Origin of the sequence: Lichenicoccus sp. (genome assembly GCF_965276875.1) — a bacterium.
In the GTDB taxonomy this organism is placed as follows: Bacteria; Pseudomonadota; Alphaproteobacteria; order Acetobacterales; family Acetobacteraceae; genus Lichenicoccus.
Window position 1 is genome coordinate 3,287,535 of sequence record NZ_OZ255701.1, and the last position, 17,491, is coordinate 3,305,025.

The window sequence follows — 17,491 nt, forward strand, 5'->3', positions numbered from 1 at the left end:
CTCCTTAGGGGATCATCCAGGGGACGACATATTGCTGCAGCATCACCAGCAGGCCGAGCAGGAATGTCAGGAATACACTGTGCTTGAAGGTGCGTGCGAACACCACGCCCTCCTGCCCCTTCAGGTTGGTCACCGAGACGCCGGTGGCGATGTTCTGCGGCGAGATCATCTTGCCCATCACCCCGCCGGACGAGTTGGTGGCCGCGATCAGCACCGGGTTGAGACCGAGCTGGTTGCCGGCGACCACCTGCAGATTGCCGAACAGCGCATTGCCCGAGGTGTCGCTGCCGGACAGGAACACCGCGATCCAGCCGAGGAACGGCGAGAGGATCGGAAACAGCGCGCCGACTGACGACGCGCCCAGGCCGAGCGTATAGGTCAGGCCGGAATAGTTCATCAGGTAGGCCAGCCCGATAATCAGCGCCACGGTGAGGATGGCGATTCGGCTCTGCTTCCAGGTCAGTACGATCGCCTCGACGAACTGGCCTGGCCGCAACCCGACGATGGCGGCGGTGATCAGCGCCGCGAGCAGGATCGCGGTTCCGGTGCCCAGCGGCTGGAAGCCCCATTTCGCCGCATAGGCCTTGTGGTAGAGCGTGATGAACACGCGGCCGTCGAGCCCCGGCCAGGCGATGGTCTGCTGGCCGACGGTGGCGATCTTGGCATAGGTCCAGATGATGACGACCGCGGAGACCAGGATCCACGGAATCCAGCCCTGCCAGGTGGGGATCGCGCCCGGTGTGCGGCCACAGGGGACGTCGGCGCCGACGGCGCGTGCGACCCGCAGCGGGGTCGGGCCTCTCGGCACCGAGGCGATCGCGAACGCGGGATCATGCTCGGGTGACCAGAGACGCATGAAGCCCAACGTGGCGAGCAGTGCCACCAGCGAGGACAGCACGTCGGTTAGCGCGTAGTTCAGAAAGTTCGACGCGACAAACTGGGTGATCGCAAAACTGCCGCCCGCGACCAGCAGCACCGGCCAGAGCGCGCGGACCGAACGCCACCCGCCATAGATCGCCATGACATAGAACGGCAGCATCAATGCGAAGAACGGCAATTGCCGTCCGATCATCGCGCCAAGCTCGACGGCCGGCAGCCCGGTCACCTTGCCGAGCACCGTCACCGGCACGCCGAGCGCGCCGAAGGCGACGGGTGCCGTGTTGAAGATCAGGGTGAAGGTCAGTGCTTCCAGCGGCGGAAAACCGACCAGGATCAGCAGCGCGCTGGTGATCGCGACCGGCGTGCCGAAGCCGGCGATCCCTTCCAGCAGGCAGCCGAAGCAGAACCCGATCACCACCAGCACGACCCTGCGGTCGTTCGGCAGATGGTCGAGCAGCCAGTCGCGAAACGCGTCGAACCGCCCGGACAGCACCGCGACGTTGTAGAGCAGCAGCGCATTGACGACGATCCACATCACCGGCCAGAGCGCGAAGGTGACGCCGGCGGCGACGCTGTCGAGCGCCATGCCGAGCGGAAAGCGCCAGACCGCGACCGCGATCACCAGGGCGGTGACGAGCCCGGCCAGTGACGCCTGCCAGGCCGGTCGTCGCAACACGCCGAGCAGCACCAGCACGACCACGATCGGCACGACGGCGACAAGGAACGACAGGGGCAGGCTGCTGGCGACCGGCGTCAAGAGTTGCTTGAACACGACGTCCTCCTGTTTTTTTGTTGGTTTTGCTGGCGCGGAGCGCTCAGTCGGGCAGCGTGCGTGGCCGCGGACCGCCGGTGGCCCAATCGAGCAATTGGGCGGTGTGCAGCACCGGAATGGCCGTCCCGGAGGCGATCTGCGTCATGCAGCCGATATTGCCGGCGGCGATCAGTTCGGGGCGCATCCGCTCGATATTGCCGACCTTGAGGTCACGCAATTGGGTGGCGATCTTAGGCTGCAGCAGGTTGTAGGTGCCGGCCGAGCCGCAGCACAGATGGCCGTCCGGCACGTCCACCACAGCGAAACCGGCGGCGGCGAGAAGTTGCCTGGGCTGGGCGCGCACCTGCTGGCCGTGCTGCAGCGAGCAGGCGCTGTGATAGGCAACGCGCTGCCCTGTCGCAACGCTTGGCGTTTGCAGTCCGATTTCGCTCATCAGTTCGGTGATGTCGCGCGCCAGGGCCGAGATCGTGCGCGCCTTGCCCGCCAGCTTCGCATCGTCGCGGAACATGAAGCCGTAATCCTTGACCGTGGTGCCGCAGCCGGAGGCGTTGATGACGATCGCGTCCAGCCCAGCCTCCATCTCGTGGCTCCAGGCGAGGACGTTGGCGCGCGCCTCCGCATGGCCGCCCTGACCGAGATGATGCGTCAGCGCGCCGCAGCAGCCCGCACCCTTCGCCACCACCACCTCGCAGCCATGCCGGGTCAGCAGCCGGATCGTCGATTCGTTGATCTCCGGCGCCAGCACGCGCTGCGCGCAGCCGCTGAGCAGCGCCACCCGACGGCGACGCACGCCCTCGGCCGCGAACACCTGCGGCGCATCGACCGGCGAGGCGCGCGGTACCCGTCTCGGCGCCAAATCGAGCATCACCCGAAGCGGCGCCGGCATCAGCCGCGCGAACGGCTTGCCCAACGCCGAGGCGCGCAGGCCCACGCGAAACAGCGCCGGGCGTGGCAACACGATGCCGAGCATGCGGCGCATCACGCGGTCCGGCCAGGGCCGCTTGTAGGTCTTTTCGATATGGTGCCGCGCATGGTCGACCAGGTGCATGTAGTTCACCCCGGACGGGCAGGTGGTCATGCAGGCCAGGCACGATAGGCAGCGATCGACATGCTTGACCACCTGCGCGGTTGCCGGCCGGTCATTCTCCAGCATGTCCTTGATCAGAGAGATGCGCCCGCGCGGGCTGTCGAGCTCGTCGCCGAGCAGGACGTATGTCGGGCAGGTGGCGGTGCAGAAGCCGCAATGCACGCAGGTGCGCAGGATTTTCTCGGATTCCCTGGTGTCGGAATCGGCAAGCTGCTCGGCGGAAAAACGTGTCTGCATGATCAGGTGCCTATCCGCATGCGGCCGGGATTGAGGATCCGTCTGGGATCGAAACTGTCCTTGACGCGCCGGCTTAGTGCCGCAAGCGGGGGCGCTTCCGGCTCGAACACAGCAACCGCGTGGCGCAGCGCCTCGCTCGCGCGCACCAGCGTCGCGTGGCCGCCGGTGATGGCGGCGCGCACCGTGGCGGCGCCCCCATCATCACCCGGCGCCTCGACGCTGAGCCAGAGCAGCCCGCCGCCCCAGTCGTAGAACGCCTCCGCTTGCGGCCATGTGCCGCGCAGCCGCGCCAGCAATGCCGGCGATCCGGCCGGCGCCGTGCAGACCCGCCAGACCACGCTGGAGGTGCTTGAGAGCAAAGGCTGCACCGCGGCGATCTCGTTCCAGAGCGCAGCCGAGCCCTCCGCCGGCAGACACACGCCGCCGCCGAGCAGCGCCTCCAGGGCGGAGAGGCGCGCTGCGACGGAGGGGGCCGGCCCCTCCAGGCGCAGCGCGCTGACTGAGGCCCCCAGACCCGCGACCTCCGCCACACCCGAGCGCGCCGCCGCCGCTTCCGGCAGATGACATGCCCCCGAAACCTCGTGCGGTGTATTCAGCGCGCGCGAAAGCGTGCGGATCGCCTCCGCGTCCGACAACCCGCCCAGCAGCAGACTGCACGATGTCTCCGGCAGCGGCAGCACCCGCACGCTGAGGTCGGTCAGCACCGACAAGGTGCCGTGCGCACCCGCCTGCAGCTTGCACAGATCATAGCCGGTGACGTTCTTGACCACGGTGCCCCCGGCCTTCCAGGCATCGCCCCAGCCATTGACCGCGGCAAACCCCAGGAAATGGTCGCGCGTCGCCCCCGCGCGCACACGGCGCGGCCCGGCCAGGTTGCAGGCAATCACCCCGCCCAGCGTCTGCCGGCCGGGTGCGGCACCCAGCAGGCCGCTCCAATCCGGCGGCTCGAACGCCAGCATCTGCCGCTGTTCGGCGAGCAGGGCGCCGATCTCGGCCATCGGCGTCGCCGCGCGCGCGCTGAGCACCAGTTCCGCCGCGTCATAGTCCGTAACGCCGCGGAGCGCGCCGACATCGAGCGTGTGCGCCGCCTGCACCGGCCGGCCGAAGCCACGCTTGCTGCCGCCGGCCACAATTTCCAGCGACTGGCTCTCCGCCGCCGCCCAGGACACGGTGGCGGCGAGTTCGGTGGCGTTCGCGGGAGCGAAACGCGTCATCCTCAGAAACGCGGCAGTTCGGGGAAGCGCACCTGGCCCGCATGTACGTGCACACGGCCGAGTTCGGCGCAGCGGCACAATTCGGGAAACACCTTGCCAGGATTGAGCAGGCTGTCCGGATCGAAGGCGCATTTCAGCCGCTGCTGCTGGTCGAGATCGATCTTGCTGAACATCGTGCCCATCAGATCGCGCTTTTCGATGCCGACCCCGTGCTCCCCGGTCAGCACGCCGCCGACCTCGACGCAGAGCCGCAGGATGTCGTTGCCGAACGCCTCCGCCCGTTCCAGCTCGCCCGCGTTGTTGGCGTCATACATGATCAACGGATGCAGATTGCCGTCGCCGGCATGGAACACGTTGGCCACACGCAGGCCATACTCAGCCTCCATCTGCTTCATCCGGTTGAGCACCTCGGCCAGACGCCGGCGCGGAATTGTGCCATCCATGCAATAATAATCCGGCGACAGGCGGCCCACCGCCGGAAACGCCGCCTTGCGTCCGGCCCAGAACAGCAGCCGCTCGTCCTCGCTCTGGCTGATTCGGCAACTATTGGCCCCGTGCGTCGCCGCGATGCTCTCGACCATGCCGATCAGATGATCGACTTCCGCGTCGCAGCCATCGAGTTCGACGATCAGCAGCGCCTCCGCGTCTAGCGGATAGCCGGCATGCACGAATGCCTCGGCCGCCGCGATCGCGGGCCGGTCCATCATCTCCATGCCACCCGGGATGATGCCGCCGCCGATGATCGCGGCCACGCACTCGCCCGCGCCCTCGACCGTCGGGAATCCGAGCAGCAGCGCCCGCGCGCCGGGCGGCTTTGGCAGGATACGCACCGTCACCTCGGTGACGACCCCGAGCAAGCCCTCGGAGCCGACCATGACGCCGAGCAGATCGTAGCCGGCGGCGTCGAAATGCTTGCCGCCGAGGCGTACGATCTCGCCGTCGATCGTCACCACTTCAATGCCGATCACGTTGTTGGTGGTCAGCCCGTATTTCAGGCAGTGCACGCCGCCGGAGTTCTCCGCGACATTGCCGCCGATGGTGCAGGCGATCTGGCTGGACGGATCGGGCGCGTAATAGAATCCCTGGTCCTGCACGGCGTGGGTGATGGCGAGATTGGTCACCCCGGGCTGCACCACGACGCAGCGATTCTCGACATCGATCTCCAGGATGCGCTTGAATTTGCCTAAGCCCAGCAACACGCCGTCGGCCAGCGGCAGCGCCCCGCCGGACAGCGAGGTGCCGGCGCCGCGCGGCACCACCTTGATCCCGCGCGCGCTGCAATAGCGCATGATCCGGACGATCTGCGCGGTGGTCTCCGGCAGCACCACCACCATCGGCAGCGTGCCGTAGGCGGTCAGCCCGTCGCTCTCATAGGCGCGCCGCTCCAGCTCGGCGTCGATCACGCCTTCGCCCGGCACGATCTCGCGCAAGGCCCGGACGATCTCGTCGCGTCGGGCCAGCACCTCCTGGTCGGGTAGCGGCATCTGGATCACGTCAACCCTCCTGCCCGGCGTTCGCGCCGGAGCGTTTACTTGGTAATCAGGATCGCTCGGAAATCATTCACGTTGGTCAAGGTGGGGCCGGTGGTGACCAGATCACCCAGGGTGGCGAAAAATCCGTAGCCGTCATTGTCGGCCAGGCGGTCGCGCGCGACGACCCCAAGCAAGGCGGCGCGCGCCAGGCTGTCCGGTCCGAGCAGGGCGCCGGCATTATCCTCGGTGCCGTCAATCCCGTCGGTGTCGCAGGCGATGGCGTGGATGCCCGGGTGCGCGTCGAGGGCGACCGCGAGGGCCAGCAGGAACTCCGCATTGCGTCCGCCGCGACCGCGACCACGGACCGTCACCGTGGTCTCTCCACCCGAGATCAGCACGCAGGGTGCTCCCGCCGGCTGGGCGTGCGCCGCGCATTGCCGCGCGATCGCCGCCATCACCCGCGCCACCTCGGCGGCCTCGCCCTCGATCGCATTGCCGAGGATCACCGGCGCCACCCCGGCCGCCCGCGCCACGGACGCCGCCGCTTCCAGCGAGTCCTGCGGCGTCGCCAACATCACCGTGCGGGCGCGCGCGAACGCGGCATCACCGGGCTTCGGCGTCTCGGCCCGCGCATCGAGCAGCCGCGCTTGCACCGACTCCGGCGCCTCGATGCCGTAGCGCCGCAGCACCGCGCGCGCGTCGGCCAGCGTGCTGCGGTCCGGCACGGTCGGCCCCGATCCGATCACCGACGGATCGTCGCCGGGCACGTCGGAGATCAGCAAGGTGACGATCTCGGCCGGCGCCGCCGCCTGCGCCAGCCGGCCACCCTTGATCGCAGATAGATGCTTGCGCACCGCGTTCATCTCGCCGATCGCAGCGCCGCTGTGCAGCAATGCGCGATTGACCGCCTGCTTGTCGGCGAGGTCGATGCCGTCTGCCGGCAGCCCCAGCAGCGACGAGGCACCCCCCGAGATCAGGCACAGCACAAGATCGTCCGCACCGAGACCGCGGACCATATCCAGCATGCGCGCCGCCGCTTCACGGCCGGCGGAGTCCGGCACCGGATGGCCGGCCTCGACCACCTCGATGCGCGCGAGCGGTCCGACCCCATGATGATAGCGCGTGACCACCAGGCCAGACAGCTTCCGCCCCTCCGGCCAGTGCGCCTCGACCGCTTGCGCCATCGCGGCGGCCGCCTTGCCCGCGCCGACCACGATGGTGCGTCCGCGCGGCGGCGGCGGCAGGTTCGGCGGCACGCACAGCCCCGGCGCTGCCGCGTCGACCGCGGCCCGGAACATCGCGCGCAGCAGCTCAGGCGGCGGCATCGTCATGTCCGGGGGCCACCTCATGGCATGCTAGTCGCTCCAGCACCCGGACCATTGCCGAATGATCCCAGGCGGCCCCGCCGGCGGCGATTGCCGCACTGAACAGCTCCTGGCACGTCGCGGTATTGGGCAACGACACTCTGAGGGCACGGGCGCTGGTCAGTGCCAGGTTGAGGTCCTTCTGGTGCAGCGCAATCCGGAAGCCTGGCGCAAAGCGGCGTTCGATCATCCGCTCGCCGTGAACCTCCAGCACCCGCGACGAGGCAAACCCGCCCATCAGCGCCTGACGCACGCGCGCCGGATCCGCGCCCGCCTTGGACGCGAACAGCAGCGCCTCGCCGACGGCCTCGATGGTCAGGGCCACGATGATCTGGTTGGCGACCTTCGTGGTCTGGCCGTCGCCGTTGCCGCCGACCAGGGTGATGTTTTTGCCCATCCGCTCGAACAGCGGACGCACCGTCTCGAAGGCGCGCTCCGGGCCGCCGACCATGATCGTCAGGCTCGCCGCCCTGGCGCCGACATCGCCGCCGGAGACCGGCGCATCGAGATAATCGCAGCCAAGCTCGCCGATCCGACCTGCGAACTCCTTGGTTGCGATCGGCGAGATCGAGCTCATATCGACGACGATCTTCCCGGGCGACAGCCCACCCGCGACCCCGTGCTCGCCGAACAGCACCGCCTCCACATCGGGCGTGTCCGGCAACATGGTGATGATGATGTCAGCCCGTTCGGCGACTTCGCGCGGACTGGCGCAGGCGGTGCCGCCGAGCCCGTCCGGCACGCCGGAGCGGCTATGCAGCATCACCGTCTCGCCGCCGGCAATCAGGTGGCCTGCCATCGGGCGGCCCATGATGCCGAGGCCGATGAAACCGATCGTGCTCATGCGCAAAGCTCCCTGATCCAGCCAAGCCCCGCCGCGGTTGCGTGCTTCGGCTTGTATTCGCAGCCGATCCAGCCGTCGTAGCCGAGGGCGTCGATCTTCCCGAACAGATAGCGGTAATTGATCTCGCCGGTGCCGGGCTCGTTGCGGCCGGGATTGTCCGCGAGCTGCAAATGGCCGATGCGATCGAAATGCGTCTCAATGCTGCGCGCGAGATCGCCCTCCATGACCTGCGTATGGTAGATGTCGAACTGCAGTTTGACTTTGTCGTCGCCGACCTCATCCAGAATCGCAAGAGCCTGCGTCGTTCGACTGACAAAGAATCCTGGCACGTCGCGCGTATTCACTGGCTCCAGCAGCAACGTGATGCCGGTGCCACGCAGCGCCTCGGCGGCAAACCGTAAATTCTCCACCAAGGTGCGCCGTGCCGCGGCATCATCGGCGGCCGCGATTCCGGCCAGGCAGTTCAGCCGCGTGCACCCAAGTGCCGAGGCGTATTCGATGGCACGCGCGACCCCCGCGCGGAACTCGTCCGTGCGGTCCGGCAGGCAACCGATGCCGCGCTCGCCGCCAGCCCAGTTCCCCGACGGCAGGTTGTGCAGCACCAGCCGCAGCCCGCTGACCTCAAGGGCGTCCGCGATCTGCCCGCTCTCGTATTCGTAGGGCGAGAGGAACTCCACCGCGGTGAAACCCGCGTCCGCGGCGGCGGCAAAGCGATCGAGGAACGCATGCTCGGTAAACAGCATCGTCAGGTTGGCGGCAAATTGCACCATGTCAGCGCACCTCCTCGGCAACCCGCCCCATATCCTGGCTTTTGCTGATCGACAAATTCGGATCCAGGCAGAGGATGTCCTCGAACTCGTTGATACTGTCGACCTCGATGCCCATCGAGATGTTGGTGACCCGCTCCAGGATGAATTCCAGCACCACCGGCACCTGGTGCTCGGCCATCAGCGCCTCGGCGCGGGCGAACGCCTCCTTGAATTCGTTCGGACTGGTCACCCGGATCGCCTTGCAGCCAAGCCCCTCGGCGACAGCGACATGATCGACGCCATAGCCGCGAATGGACCCTTCGCCGGCTTCGGCATTGATGTTGTCGAAGGCGAGACTCACCTCGAAATCCATCTGATACCCGCGCTGCGACTGCCGGATCAGCCCGAGATAGGAGTTGTTCACCACCACATGCAGAAAAGGCAGCTTGTGTTGCGCGCCGACCGCGAGTTCTTCAAGCATGAACTGGAAATCATAGTCGCCCGACAACGCCACGATCTTCTTGTCCGGGTTCGCCGCGCGCACGCCGAGTGCTGCGGGCAATGTCCAGCCGAGCGGACCAGCCTGGCCGCAATTGATCCAGTTGCGAGGGTGATAGACGCGCAGGAACTGCGCGCCGGCGATCTGCGATAGCCCGATCGTGGTGACGTAGCAGGTGTCGCGGTCCATCACCGCGTTCATCTCCTCGTACACCCGCTGCGGCTTGAGGGGCACATCGTCGAAATGGCTGCGACGCAGCATATTGCTCTTGCGGTGCAGGCAGGACGCCGCCCAATCGCCGCGATCGGCCAGGGTGCCAGCCTGCTTCATTGCGCGCGCCAGCCCGACCAGTCCCGCAAGTGCTGCACCCGCGTCCGACACGATGCCGAAATCCGGTCCGAACACCCGCCCGATCTGCGTCGGCTCGATGTCGATATGCACGAACGTGCGGCCCTTGGTGTAGACCTCAACCGAGCCGGTATGCCGGTTTGCCCAGCGATTGCCGATGCCCAGAACGAAATCCGAGTCCAGTAAAGTGGCGTTGCCGTAACGATGGCTGGTCTGCAGCCCGACCATGCCCGCCATCAGCGGATGGTCGTCGGGGATCGTGCCCCAGCCCATCAAAGTCGGGATCACCGGAACACCGGTGGCTTCGGCGAATTCAACCAGCAAGGCGCTCGCATCGGCATTGATGACGCCGCCGCCGGCGACGATCAGCGGACGCGTGGCGGCATTGAGCATTGCCATCGCGCGTTCAAGCTGTGCGACGGTCGCACTCGGCTTGTAGACCGGCAGCGACGCGTAGGTGGCTTCGCCGAACTCGATCTCGGCCATCTGCACGTCGATCGGCATATCGATCAGCACCGGGCCCGGGCGTCCCGAGCGCATCACGTGGAAGGCCTGCTGGAACACCATCGGCAGCAGCGCCGGCTCGCGCACGCAGACCGACCATTTCGTCACACCCTTGGCAATCGTCTCGATATCGACCGCCTGGAAATCCTCCTTGTGCAGCTTCGCACGCGGCGCCTGGCCGGTGATGCACAGGATCGGCACGGAGTCCGCCATCGCGGTGTAGAGCCCGGTGATCATGTCGGTACCGGCGGGGCCTGACGTGCCGACGCATACGCCGATATTGCCTGCCCCGGCCCGGGTATAGCCATCGGCCATGTGCGAGGCGCCCTCGACGTGCCGGGCCAGGATATGCCGTATCGCGCCGCGCGCCTTCAGGGCGGCATAGAACGGGTTGATCGCGGCTCCCGGAACGCCGAAGGCGACGGTGATGCCTTCCTTCTCCAGCGCCCGCACCGCGGCCTCGACCGCTTTCATTCTCGCCATGATCCGCTCCCTGCTGATCGGGTCTTCGCCCGCAGCATCGCGCTTGCCGCCGACCCTGCATAGACTTTCCGGAAATTATCCCGCATTGTGGAAACGCCTTGGTCTTCCACAATCATTCCAGGAAGTTGCACGTTGCCAAAAACCGCTTCCACCCCCGCGCCACGCATCGAGCAGGTGCAATCTTTGGTGCGTGCCCTCGGCATCCTCAACCGGCTGGCGACCGCCGACGAGGGTGTCACGCTGACCGAATTGTCGCAGCAGGTCGGGCTGTCGGCGTCCACCGCGCACCGGCTGCTGACCACTCTGGAGCAGGAGCGCTATGTGCATTTCGACGGCGAGCGCCGGCTCTGGTCGGTCGGCGTGCAGGCCTTCGTTTCAGGCAACGCCTTCCTCAAGACCCGCAGCCTGCTGGGAGCGGCACGTCCGCACATGCGCGCTTTGATGGAGGAGAGCGAGGAGACGGTGAACCTGGCGGTCGAGGACCAGTACGAAGCGATCTATCTCTCGCAGGTCGAATGCCGGCAGATGATGCGCGCCTTCGCGCGCCCTGGCGGGAGGGTGCCGCTGCATTGCTCAAGCGTCGGCAAGGCCTTGCTCTCGGCAATGCCCGACAGCGCGCTGGCCAAGGTGCTGCACCAGCGCGGCCTGCCGAAACTCACGGTCAAGACCATCCACACCACCGCCACCCTGCGCACCGACCTCGCCGCCACCCGCGCCCGCGGCTACGCCATCGACGACGAGGAACACGCGGTCGGCCTGCGCTGCATCGCCGCCCTGATCTTCAACGAGAACCAGGACCCGATCGCCGCGGTCTCCGTCTCCGGCCCGATGGCGCGGATCGCGGACGCGCGTATCCCGCTGCTCGGCGAACTCGTCCGCAGCCGCGCCGACGCCATCACCGCCCAACTCGGCGGCAGAAGGCCAGAGGCTCCGCCTCTGGACTCCGCTGGGGCCGTCACGCGAAGGCGTGCTTTGCACGGCGGCCCCAGACCCCACTCCGTAATTTCAGGGATAAGCTAAGCCGCGCGCCTGGAAGTCAAAACCAGAGAACGGGGTGGTTGTTGGCGAGGGCCGCGTGGAATATCCGGCGCAAAGGCTCGACGCAGTATGCATAGCGAGCAGGGTTGTCCTTGCTTTGGGCTACTTCAAAGGTGGATGGGCAAAGATCTGACGCGCCATAGAAAGCAAACGAGCAGAGTAGCTTTTGGCCAGAATGCAAATCGGTAAAGATAAATTCTCCAGGCGGGGTTTTCGCTAGATGAAACATCCTTGATCGAAATAGTATTGTAGCTTCATCGTTGTGGCCCAAAACTCCACCCCTGGTACTTTCAATCTGAAACGTACCGTCTGCGGTCAGCCTAAGCGTGACACCGGCCGAACCACTGGTCCCGAGCCAGCCGCCTTCAGCTATGATCACGTCGCCATGGCTACACTCGATAATCTGGTTAAGTTGCCCGAAGGGTCCCATGGCGCAGAAGTGGCTTAACTCGACCAGGCAAGCCCGCGCGTCGACTGGCTTTGTCATGCCGCCATTGCTATCTGGTATCTCACGCAACAGGGTAGCGCAGGGATTTTCGCCAAGGCTGCGGAGTGCATGCCTGAAGGCGCCTAGGCCGCCCCAATTTGAAATACGTTCGTGGGCAACCCACATCTTAGGGTGGGCGCAGGCAGACTGTTCGAACCAAAGGTCATCCTCCAGATAAAGCGCAAGACCCTCCTGGGCGGAGAGCCCTTCTGGCTCAATTCGGTCGAGCTCCGCTCTTACGGGATCGTACCGTAATCGTGACGCGATGGAGGCTGGTGGGTCACAGAGCCCTTCCTCCCAGCAGCGGCACGTTACGTAAGCGTCAAGGCCCATTGCTTTGGTCTCTCTGAGGTCGGATCTAGGCAAGCGGGGCATGGATTGACCCTCGCCGTGGTGAGCTTTTTATCTCGCATCGCTGCGTCCGGTCCACCAACCCGAGGGCCGATCTGTCCAATGCCATGGCGGAACCGGTCGAGAGCGGCAAGCATCACGCCCTGCACCCAGGGGATCTGCGGCTGGCGCGGGCAATGTGTCATGTCGCCGCGCCATTGACCGCGCCATGGGTCGGGCCGCATAGTTTTGGAGTCGGGCGGACTGCACGGATCAACCGTGCGGCGATTTACGCGACCCGACGGGGAAACGTCCGATGCGTCTATCTATCGGCTTGGCTATGCTTGCGTTGGTGACCGGCATTGCTTCGGCGCGTGCCGAGGAGGCCGTACGGATCGCCTATATCGATCCGCTTAGCGGGCCGCTCGCCGAGACCGGGCAACTGGGCGAGCAGCATTTCGCGTTCGCGATCGATCGTGCCAATGCGGCCCACGCGCTCGGCCCGGGGCGTAAGTTCGTGCTGGTGCCGATGGACAACGAGGTGAGCCCGGGCAAGTCGCTCACCCTGCTGCGCAAGGCGGTCGATGACGGCATCCGCTACATCACCCAGGGCAACGGCTCGGCGGTCGCCTTCGCGCTGATCGACGGGATCGAAAAGAACAACAAGCGCAACCCGGACAAGACGGTGCTCTATCTGAATTACGCCGCCGTCGATCCGGCGATCACCAACGAGCGCTGCTCCTGGTGGCAGTTCCGCTTCGATGCCGACGTCGACATGAAGATGCATGCGCTGTCGGCCTATCTGCTCTCCCAGAAGGATGTGCATAAGGTCTATCTGTTCAATCCGGACTACTCGTTCGGGGTGTCGGTGCAGAAGGCGGCGACAGCGGCGTTGACCGGCAAGCGCCCGGACCTGACAATTGTCGGCGCCGATCGCATGCCGCTCGGCAAGGTCAAGGATTTCACGCCCTATATCGCGAAGTTCCAGGCCGCGGGTGCCGACGCCGTGGTCACCGGAAACTGGGGCCAGGATATCGAGCTGCTGGTCAAGGCCGCCGCCGACAGCGGCTTCAAGGGACGTTTCTTCACCTTTTATATTGGCGACGAGGTGACGGTCGATGCCGCCGGGCCGGCGGCCAAGGGTGATGCGCAGGTCACCGTCTGGGCTGACAACGTGCCAGGCATCGAGCCGATCGCCGATGCGTTCCAGAAGCGTTTCCACCGCAGCTTCTACTATTGGCAGGTCGTCAACGAGATCGACATGCTGGCCGCCGCGATCAAGCAGGCCAATTCCACCGATCCTGCCAAGGTCGGCAAGATTCTCGCCGGAATGTCGCGGCCGACGCCGCTCGGGGCCTCGATCATGCGCGCCGACAACCACCAGTTGCTGCAGCCGCTCTATGTGAGCGCGCTGGAGCCCAACCTGCCACACATGTTCCCCAAGGTCGGGCTCGGCTTCAAGACCTTGAGCCGGACCAGTGCGGCGGACACGAAGATGCCGACGACCTGCAAGTTCAAGGACGAGCCGTAGCCCCGCGGTGGCAAGCGCGCTGATCGTCGTCGCACTCGACGGGCTGGTCTACGGGCTGCTGTTGTTCATGCTGTCGTCGGGGCTCACGCTCATCTTCGGCATGATGGGCGTGCTGAACCTGGCACACGCAAGCTTCTACATGCTGGGCGCCTACTTCGCCTTTACGATCAGTCTCGCCGTCGGGTTCTGGCCGGGGCTGGTGGCGGCACCCCTGCTGACCGGCGCCCTCGGGGCGCTGGTCGAGCGCTACGGACTGCGGCCGGTGCACCGACATGGCCATGTCGCCGAACTGCTGTTCACCTTCGGGCTTGCGTTCGTAATCGGCGAGATCGTCCCGCTGGTCTGGGGGCGGGCGCCGGTCGCCTACCATGTCCCGCACCTGCTCGATTTCGCGCTGTTCCACATCGGACAGACCGCCTATCCCGCCTACCGCGTGTTCATGATGGCGGTGTCGCTGGCGATGTTCGCGGGCCTGTTCGCGGCCCTCGCGCGTACCCGGGTCGGACTCGTGGTGCGCGCCGCCCTGACCCATCCGCAAATGGTCTCGATGCTCGGGCACGACGTGCCGCGGGTGTTCACGCTGGTGTTCGGCGCCGGCTGCGCGCTGGCCGGACTCGCCGGCGTGATCGCCGGCAACGCCCTGACCACCCAGCCAGGGATGGCGGAGTCGCTCGGGCCGGTCGTGTTCGCGGTGGTGGTGATGGGGGGCCTGGGGTCGATCTGGGGGGCGTTCGTCGCCTCGCTGCTGATCGGCATGATCCAGACGGTCTCGGTCGGCCTCGATATGCCGCTTTGGCATGCGGCGCGCGCGGTTGGCTGGTCGGTCGCGCCGGATGGCGCGTTCAGCGATCTCTGGCATCTCTCGATCGCCCGGGTGGGCCCGACGGTGCCCTATTTGCTGCTGGTGCTGACCTTGGCATTCCGGCCGAGAGGCATCGCCGGATCGAGGTCCGGGTGAGGGCCACGCTGCCGTGGCTCTGCTGTCTGCTGGTCGCGCTCGTCGCACCATTCCTGCTGCCCGGCGGGTTCGGGCTGACGCTGTTATGCCGGATGGCGATCGCGATCGTCTTTGCGCTCAGCTTCAACATGCTACTGGGCCAGGGCGGCATGCTGGATTTCGGGCATGCGGTGTTCCTGGGCTTCGGCGGCTACACGGCCATGCACCTGATGCGGGCGGCGGGCAATGGCTGGTGGGTGCCGGCGCCGCTGCTGCCGCTGGGCGGCGCGCTGGGGGGACTGGTGACGGCAATCGTCGCGGGCTCGATTGCCACGAGGCGCGGCGAGACGGCGTTCGCGATGATCACGCTGGGGCTCGCCGAATTGTTCGCCACCGTGGTGCTGATGTTCCCCTCGGTGTTCGGCGGCGAGGAGGGCATCGACGGTGATCGCTCGAACGGGCCGAAACTGCTGGGGATCGATTTCGGCAGCCAGTTCCATGTCTATTTCCTGATCGCGGCCTGGGCGTTCGTCTGCGCCTGGCTGATGTGGCGCTACACCGCGACACCACTGGGGCGGCTCGCCTGCGCGGTGCGCGACAATCCCTTGCGCGTTGGTTTCATCGGCTACGACCCGGCGCGCGTGCGCTTCCTGGTGTTCGTGCTGTCCGGGCTGTTCGCGGGGGTCGCGGGCGGCCTGCAGGCGCTCAACGACGAGATCGCGACCTCGACCAACATCTCGGCGTCGGCGTCGGGCGCGGTCCTGGTCATGACCTTCATTGGCGGCACCGGAACCTTCTGGGGCCCCGTGTTGGGGGCGGTGCTGGTGACGGTCCTGCAACAGGCGCTGTCGACTGTCACCGAAGCCTGGCAGCTCTATGACGGGCTGCTGTTCATGGCCGCCGTGGTCTGGGCGCCCGGTGGGCTGTCCGGCATCATCCTGGCACACGCGCCGCTGGTCCGCGGTGGCCGCGCCAAGGCCTTGACGCCCTCCTATCTAGCGGTCGTGCCGGGTCTGGCCCTGGCCATGGCCGGGATCGTGGCGCTCGCCGAACTCGCCTACCGGCTGCAATCGATGCGCAACGGCCTTACGCCGGCACCGTTGTTCGGCTTGACGGCGCATCCCGAGGCGCCCTGGCAATGGCTTGTCGGCGTCGTGCTGTTCGCCGCCGGCGCCGCGTTGCTGCGACGCACCTGGCCGCGCGCCCGGGCATGCTGGCAGGCGACGATCGTGGCCCCCGCATGAGTATCGGTTTGGTCGTGCGCGATCTACGCAAGCGCTTCGGCGCCACCGAGATCATCAAGGGCGCCAGCCTGGAGATCGCGGCGGGCGAGCGGCATGCGGTGATCGGGCCGAACGGCGCCGGCAAGAGCACATTCTTTCACCTGATCAGCGGCCTGCTCACCCCCGATAGCGGCACGATCGAGCTCGACGGACACAACATCGCAGGCCTCGCGCCACATGTGATCAACCGACTCGGGCTGTCGCGATCGTTCCAGGTGACATCCTTGTTCGCCCGCATGAGCGTGTTCGAGAACCTGCGCAACGCGGCGATGCGCAGCGCCGGCGCCGGTCTGTGCTTCTGGCGGGCTGCCGGCACCTACGCCGCGCTGAACGCGCGCGCCGAGCAGATGCTCGACGTGATCGGCCTTGTCGCACGACGCGACGTGCCGGCCGGCGCCCTCGCCTATGCCGAGCAGCGCGCACTCGAAATCGGCCTGGCGGTGGCGTCGGGGGCGCGGATCGTGCTGCTCGACGAGCCGACGGCGGGGATGAGCCATGCCGAGACCGACCGTGCGGTGGCGCTGATCCGCAGGGTGACGGAGACGGCGACGTTGGTGATGATCGAGCACGATCTCGGCGTGGTGTTCGATCTTGCCGACCGGATAACCGTGCTTGCCGACGGGCAGGTGATCGCCACCGGCCGCCCGGACGCGGTGCGCGCCGATACGGCGGTGCGCGCGGCCTATCTCGGCACCGCCGCGGACGCGTTCGCATGATCCCGATCCTGCAGGTTCGCGGCCTGGAGGCCTGGTACGGCAAGAGCCAGGTGCTGCGCGGCGTCGATCTCGATGTCGGCCAGGGCGAGATCGTGGCGATCCTGGGCCGCAACGGCGCCGGCCGCTCGACCACGCTCAAGGCGATCATGGGCGGCGTGGTACGCACCGGCACGGTGCGCTTCGCCGGCGAGGAAATCGGCCGTCTGGCACCACACGCGATCGCCCGACGCGGGCTCGGCTACGTGCCCGAGGACCGCGCGATCTTTCCCGACCTGACGACAACGCAGAACCTGCTGCTCGGCGAAAAGCCGGGGCCCATGCGTCCCGGTGGCGCCGGCCGCTTCGAACGCGCCGACGCCTATAAGCTGTTCCCCCGGCTGCAGGAGCGGGCGGACGCGCCGGCGGGAGCGTTGTCGGGCGGCGAACAGCAGATGCTGGCGATCTGCCGCACCCTGATGGGCAATTCGTCGCTGCTGATGGTCGACGAGCCGACCGAGGGGCTGGCGCCGATGATGGTGGAGCGGGTCGCAGCACTGCTGGTCGCGGTCGCCGAGCGCGGCACGACGATCCTGCTGGTTGAGCAGAAGCTCACGATCGCGCTGGCGATCTCGCGCCGGCTGTATGTTATGGGCCAAGGCCGGATGGTGTTCGAAGGCACGCCGGCGGACCTTGCCGCCGACACTAGCATCCGGCGCGAATGGTTGGAGGTCTGAGTGG

The 17,491-nt window shown here is 66.9% G+C and carries 14 protein-coding genes; 6 read left to right on the plus strand and 8 right to left on the minus strand.

Annotated features, from left to right (window positions below):
* Window positions 1-4: 4 nt before the first annotated feature.
* The 8 genes from ACQY4K_RS15935 to gcl are packed head-to-tail and all read right to left on the minus strand — an operon-like array spanning window position 5 to window position 10,452.
* On the minus strand, window positions 5-1,651 hold the full coding sequence (locus ACQY4K_RS15935; RefSeq protein WP_428391168.1) for an L-lactate permease: 1,647 nt from the start codon (window positions 1,649-1,651) through the stop codon (window positions 5-7).
* 43 nt (window positions 1,652-1,694) lie between these two features.
* Window positions 1,695-2,975, minus strand: coding sequence for a glycolate oxidase subunit GlcF (gene glcF / locus ACQY4K_RS15940; protein ID WP_428391169.1), 1,281 nt, complete (start codon window positions 2,973-2,975; stop codon window positions 1,695-1,697).
* Window positions 2,976-2,977: 2 nt separating this feature from the next.
* Window positions 2,978-4,189 (minus strand): glycolate oxidase subunit GlcE, encoded by a 1,212-nt coding sequence (glcE, locus tag ACQY4K_RS15945; protein WP_428391170.1) that lies wholly within the window; start codon window positions 4,187-4,189, stop codon window positions 2,978-2,980.
* Between the two features lie 2 nt (window positions 4,190-4,191).
* Window positions 4,192-5,682 (minus strand): FAD-linked oxidase C-terminal domain-containing protein, encoded by a 1,491-nt coding sequence (locus ACQY4K_RS15950; RefSeq protein ID WP_428391171.1) that lies wholly within the window; start codon window positions 5,680-5,682, stop codon window positions 4,192-4,194.
* A gap of 35 nt (window positions 5,683-5,717) precedes the next feature.
* Window positions 5,718-6,986, minus strand: coding sequence for a glycerate kinase type-2 family protein (locus ACQY4K_RS15955; protein WP_428391172.1), 1,269 nt, complete (start codon window positions 6,984-6,986; stop codon window positions 5,718-5,720).
* Window positions 6,973-7,869 carry a 2-hydroxy-3-oxopropionate reductase gene (locus ACQY4K_RS15960; protein ID WP_428391173.1) on the minus strand — a complete coding sequence of 299 codons (897 nt, stop codon included), beginning with the start codon at window positions 7,867-7,869 and terminating at the stop codon, window positions 6,973-6,975. The genes ACQY4K_RS15955 and ACQY4K_RS15960 overlap by 14 nt, the downstream gene beginning before the upstream one ends.
* Window positions 7,866-8,639, minus strand: coding sequence for a 2-oxo-tetronate isomerase (gene otnI, locus ACQY4K_RS15965; RefSeq protein ID WP_428391175.1), 774 nt, complete (start codon window positions 8,637-8,639; stop codon window positions 7,866-7,868). The genes ACQY4K_RS15960 and otnI overlap by 4 nt, the downstream gene beginning before the upstream one ends.
* A gap of 1 nt (window position 8,640) precedes the next feature.
* Window positions 8,641-10,452: a glyoxylate carboligase gene (gcl, locus tag ACQY4K_RS15970; RefSeq protein ID WP_428391176.1), complete on the minus strand. Its 1,812-nt coding sequence runs from the start codon at window positions 10,450-10,452 to the stop codon at window positions 8,641-8,643.
* 132 nt (window positions 10,453-10,584) lie between these two features.
* Between gcl and ACQY4K_RS15975 the strand changes: the two genes are divergently transcribed.
* From ACQY4K_RS15975 to ACQY4K_RS16000, 6 genes are all read left to right on the plus strand, one after another.
* Window positions 10,585-11,472: an IclR family transcriptional regulator domain-containing protein gene (locus ACQY4K_RS15975; RefSeq protein ID WP_428391177.1), complete on the plus strand. Its 888-nt coding sequence runs from the start codon at window positions 10,585-10,587 to the stop codon at window positions 11,470-11,472.
* A gap of 1,151 nt (window positions 11,473-12,623) precedes the next feature.
* Window positions 12,624-13,838: a branched-chain amino acid ABC transporter substrate-binding protein gene (locus ACQY4K_RS15980; RefSeq protein ID WP_428391178.1), complete on the plus strand. Its 1,215-nt coding sequence runs from the start codon at window positions 12,624-12,626 to the stop codon at window positions 13,836-13,838.
* A gap of 7 nt (window positions 13,839-13,845) precedes the next feature.
* Window positions 13,846-14,796 (plus strand): branched-chain amino acid ABC transporter permease, encoded by a 951-nt coding sequence (locus ACQY4K_RS15985; protein ID WP_428391179.1) that lies wholly within the window; start codon window positions 13,846-13,848, stop codon window positions 14,794-14,796.
* Window positions 14,793-16,019 (plus strand): branched-chain amino acid ABC transporter permease, encoded by a 1,227-nt coding sequence (locus tag ACQY4K_RS15990; protein ID WP_428391180.1) that lies wholly within the window; start codon window positions 14,793-14,795, stop codon window positions 16,017-16,019. Before ACQY4K_RS15985 ends, ACQY4K_RS15990 begins: the two co-directional genes overlap by 4 nt.
* Window positions 16,016-16,774: an ABC transporter ATP-binding protein gene (locus ACQY4K_RS15995; RefSeq protein ID WP_428391181.1), complete on the plus strand. Its 759-nt coding sequence runs from the start codon at window positions 16,016-16,018 to the stop codon at window positions 16,772-16,774. Before ACQY4K_RS15990 ends, ACQY4K_RS15995 begins: the two co-directional genes overlap by 4 nt.
* Entirely contained in the window at window positions 16,771-17,487 is a 717-nt protein-coding gene (locus ACQY4K_RS16000; RefSeq protein ID WP_428391182.1) for an ABC transporter ATP-binding protein, read from the plus strand. Before ACQY4K_RS15995 ends, ACQY4K_RS16000 begins: the two co-directional genes overlap by 4 nt.
* The last annotated feature ends 4 nt before the right edge of the window (window positions 17,488-17,491 follow it).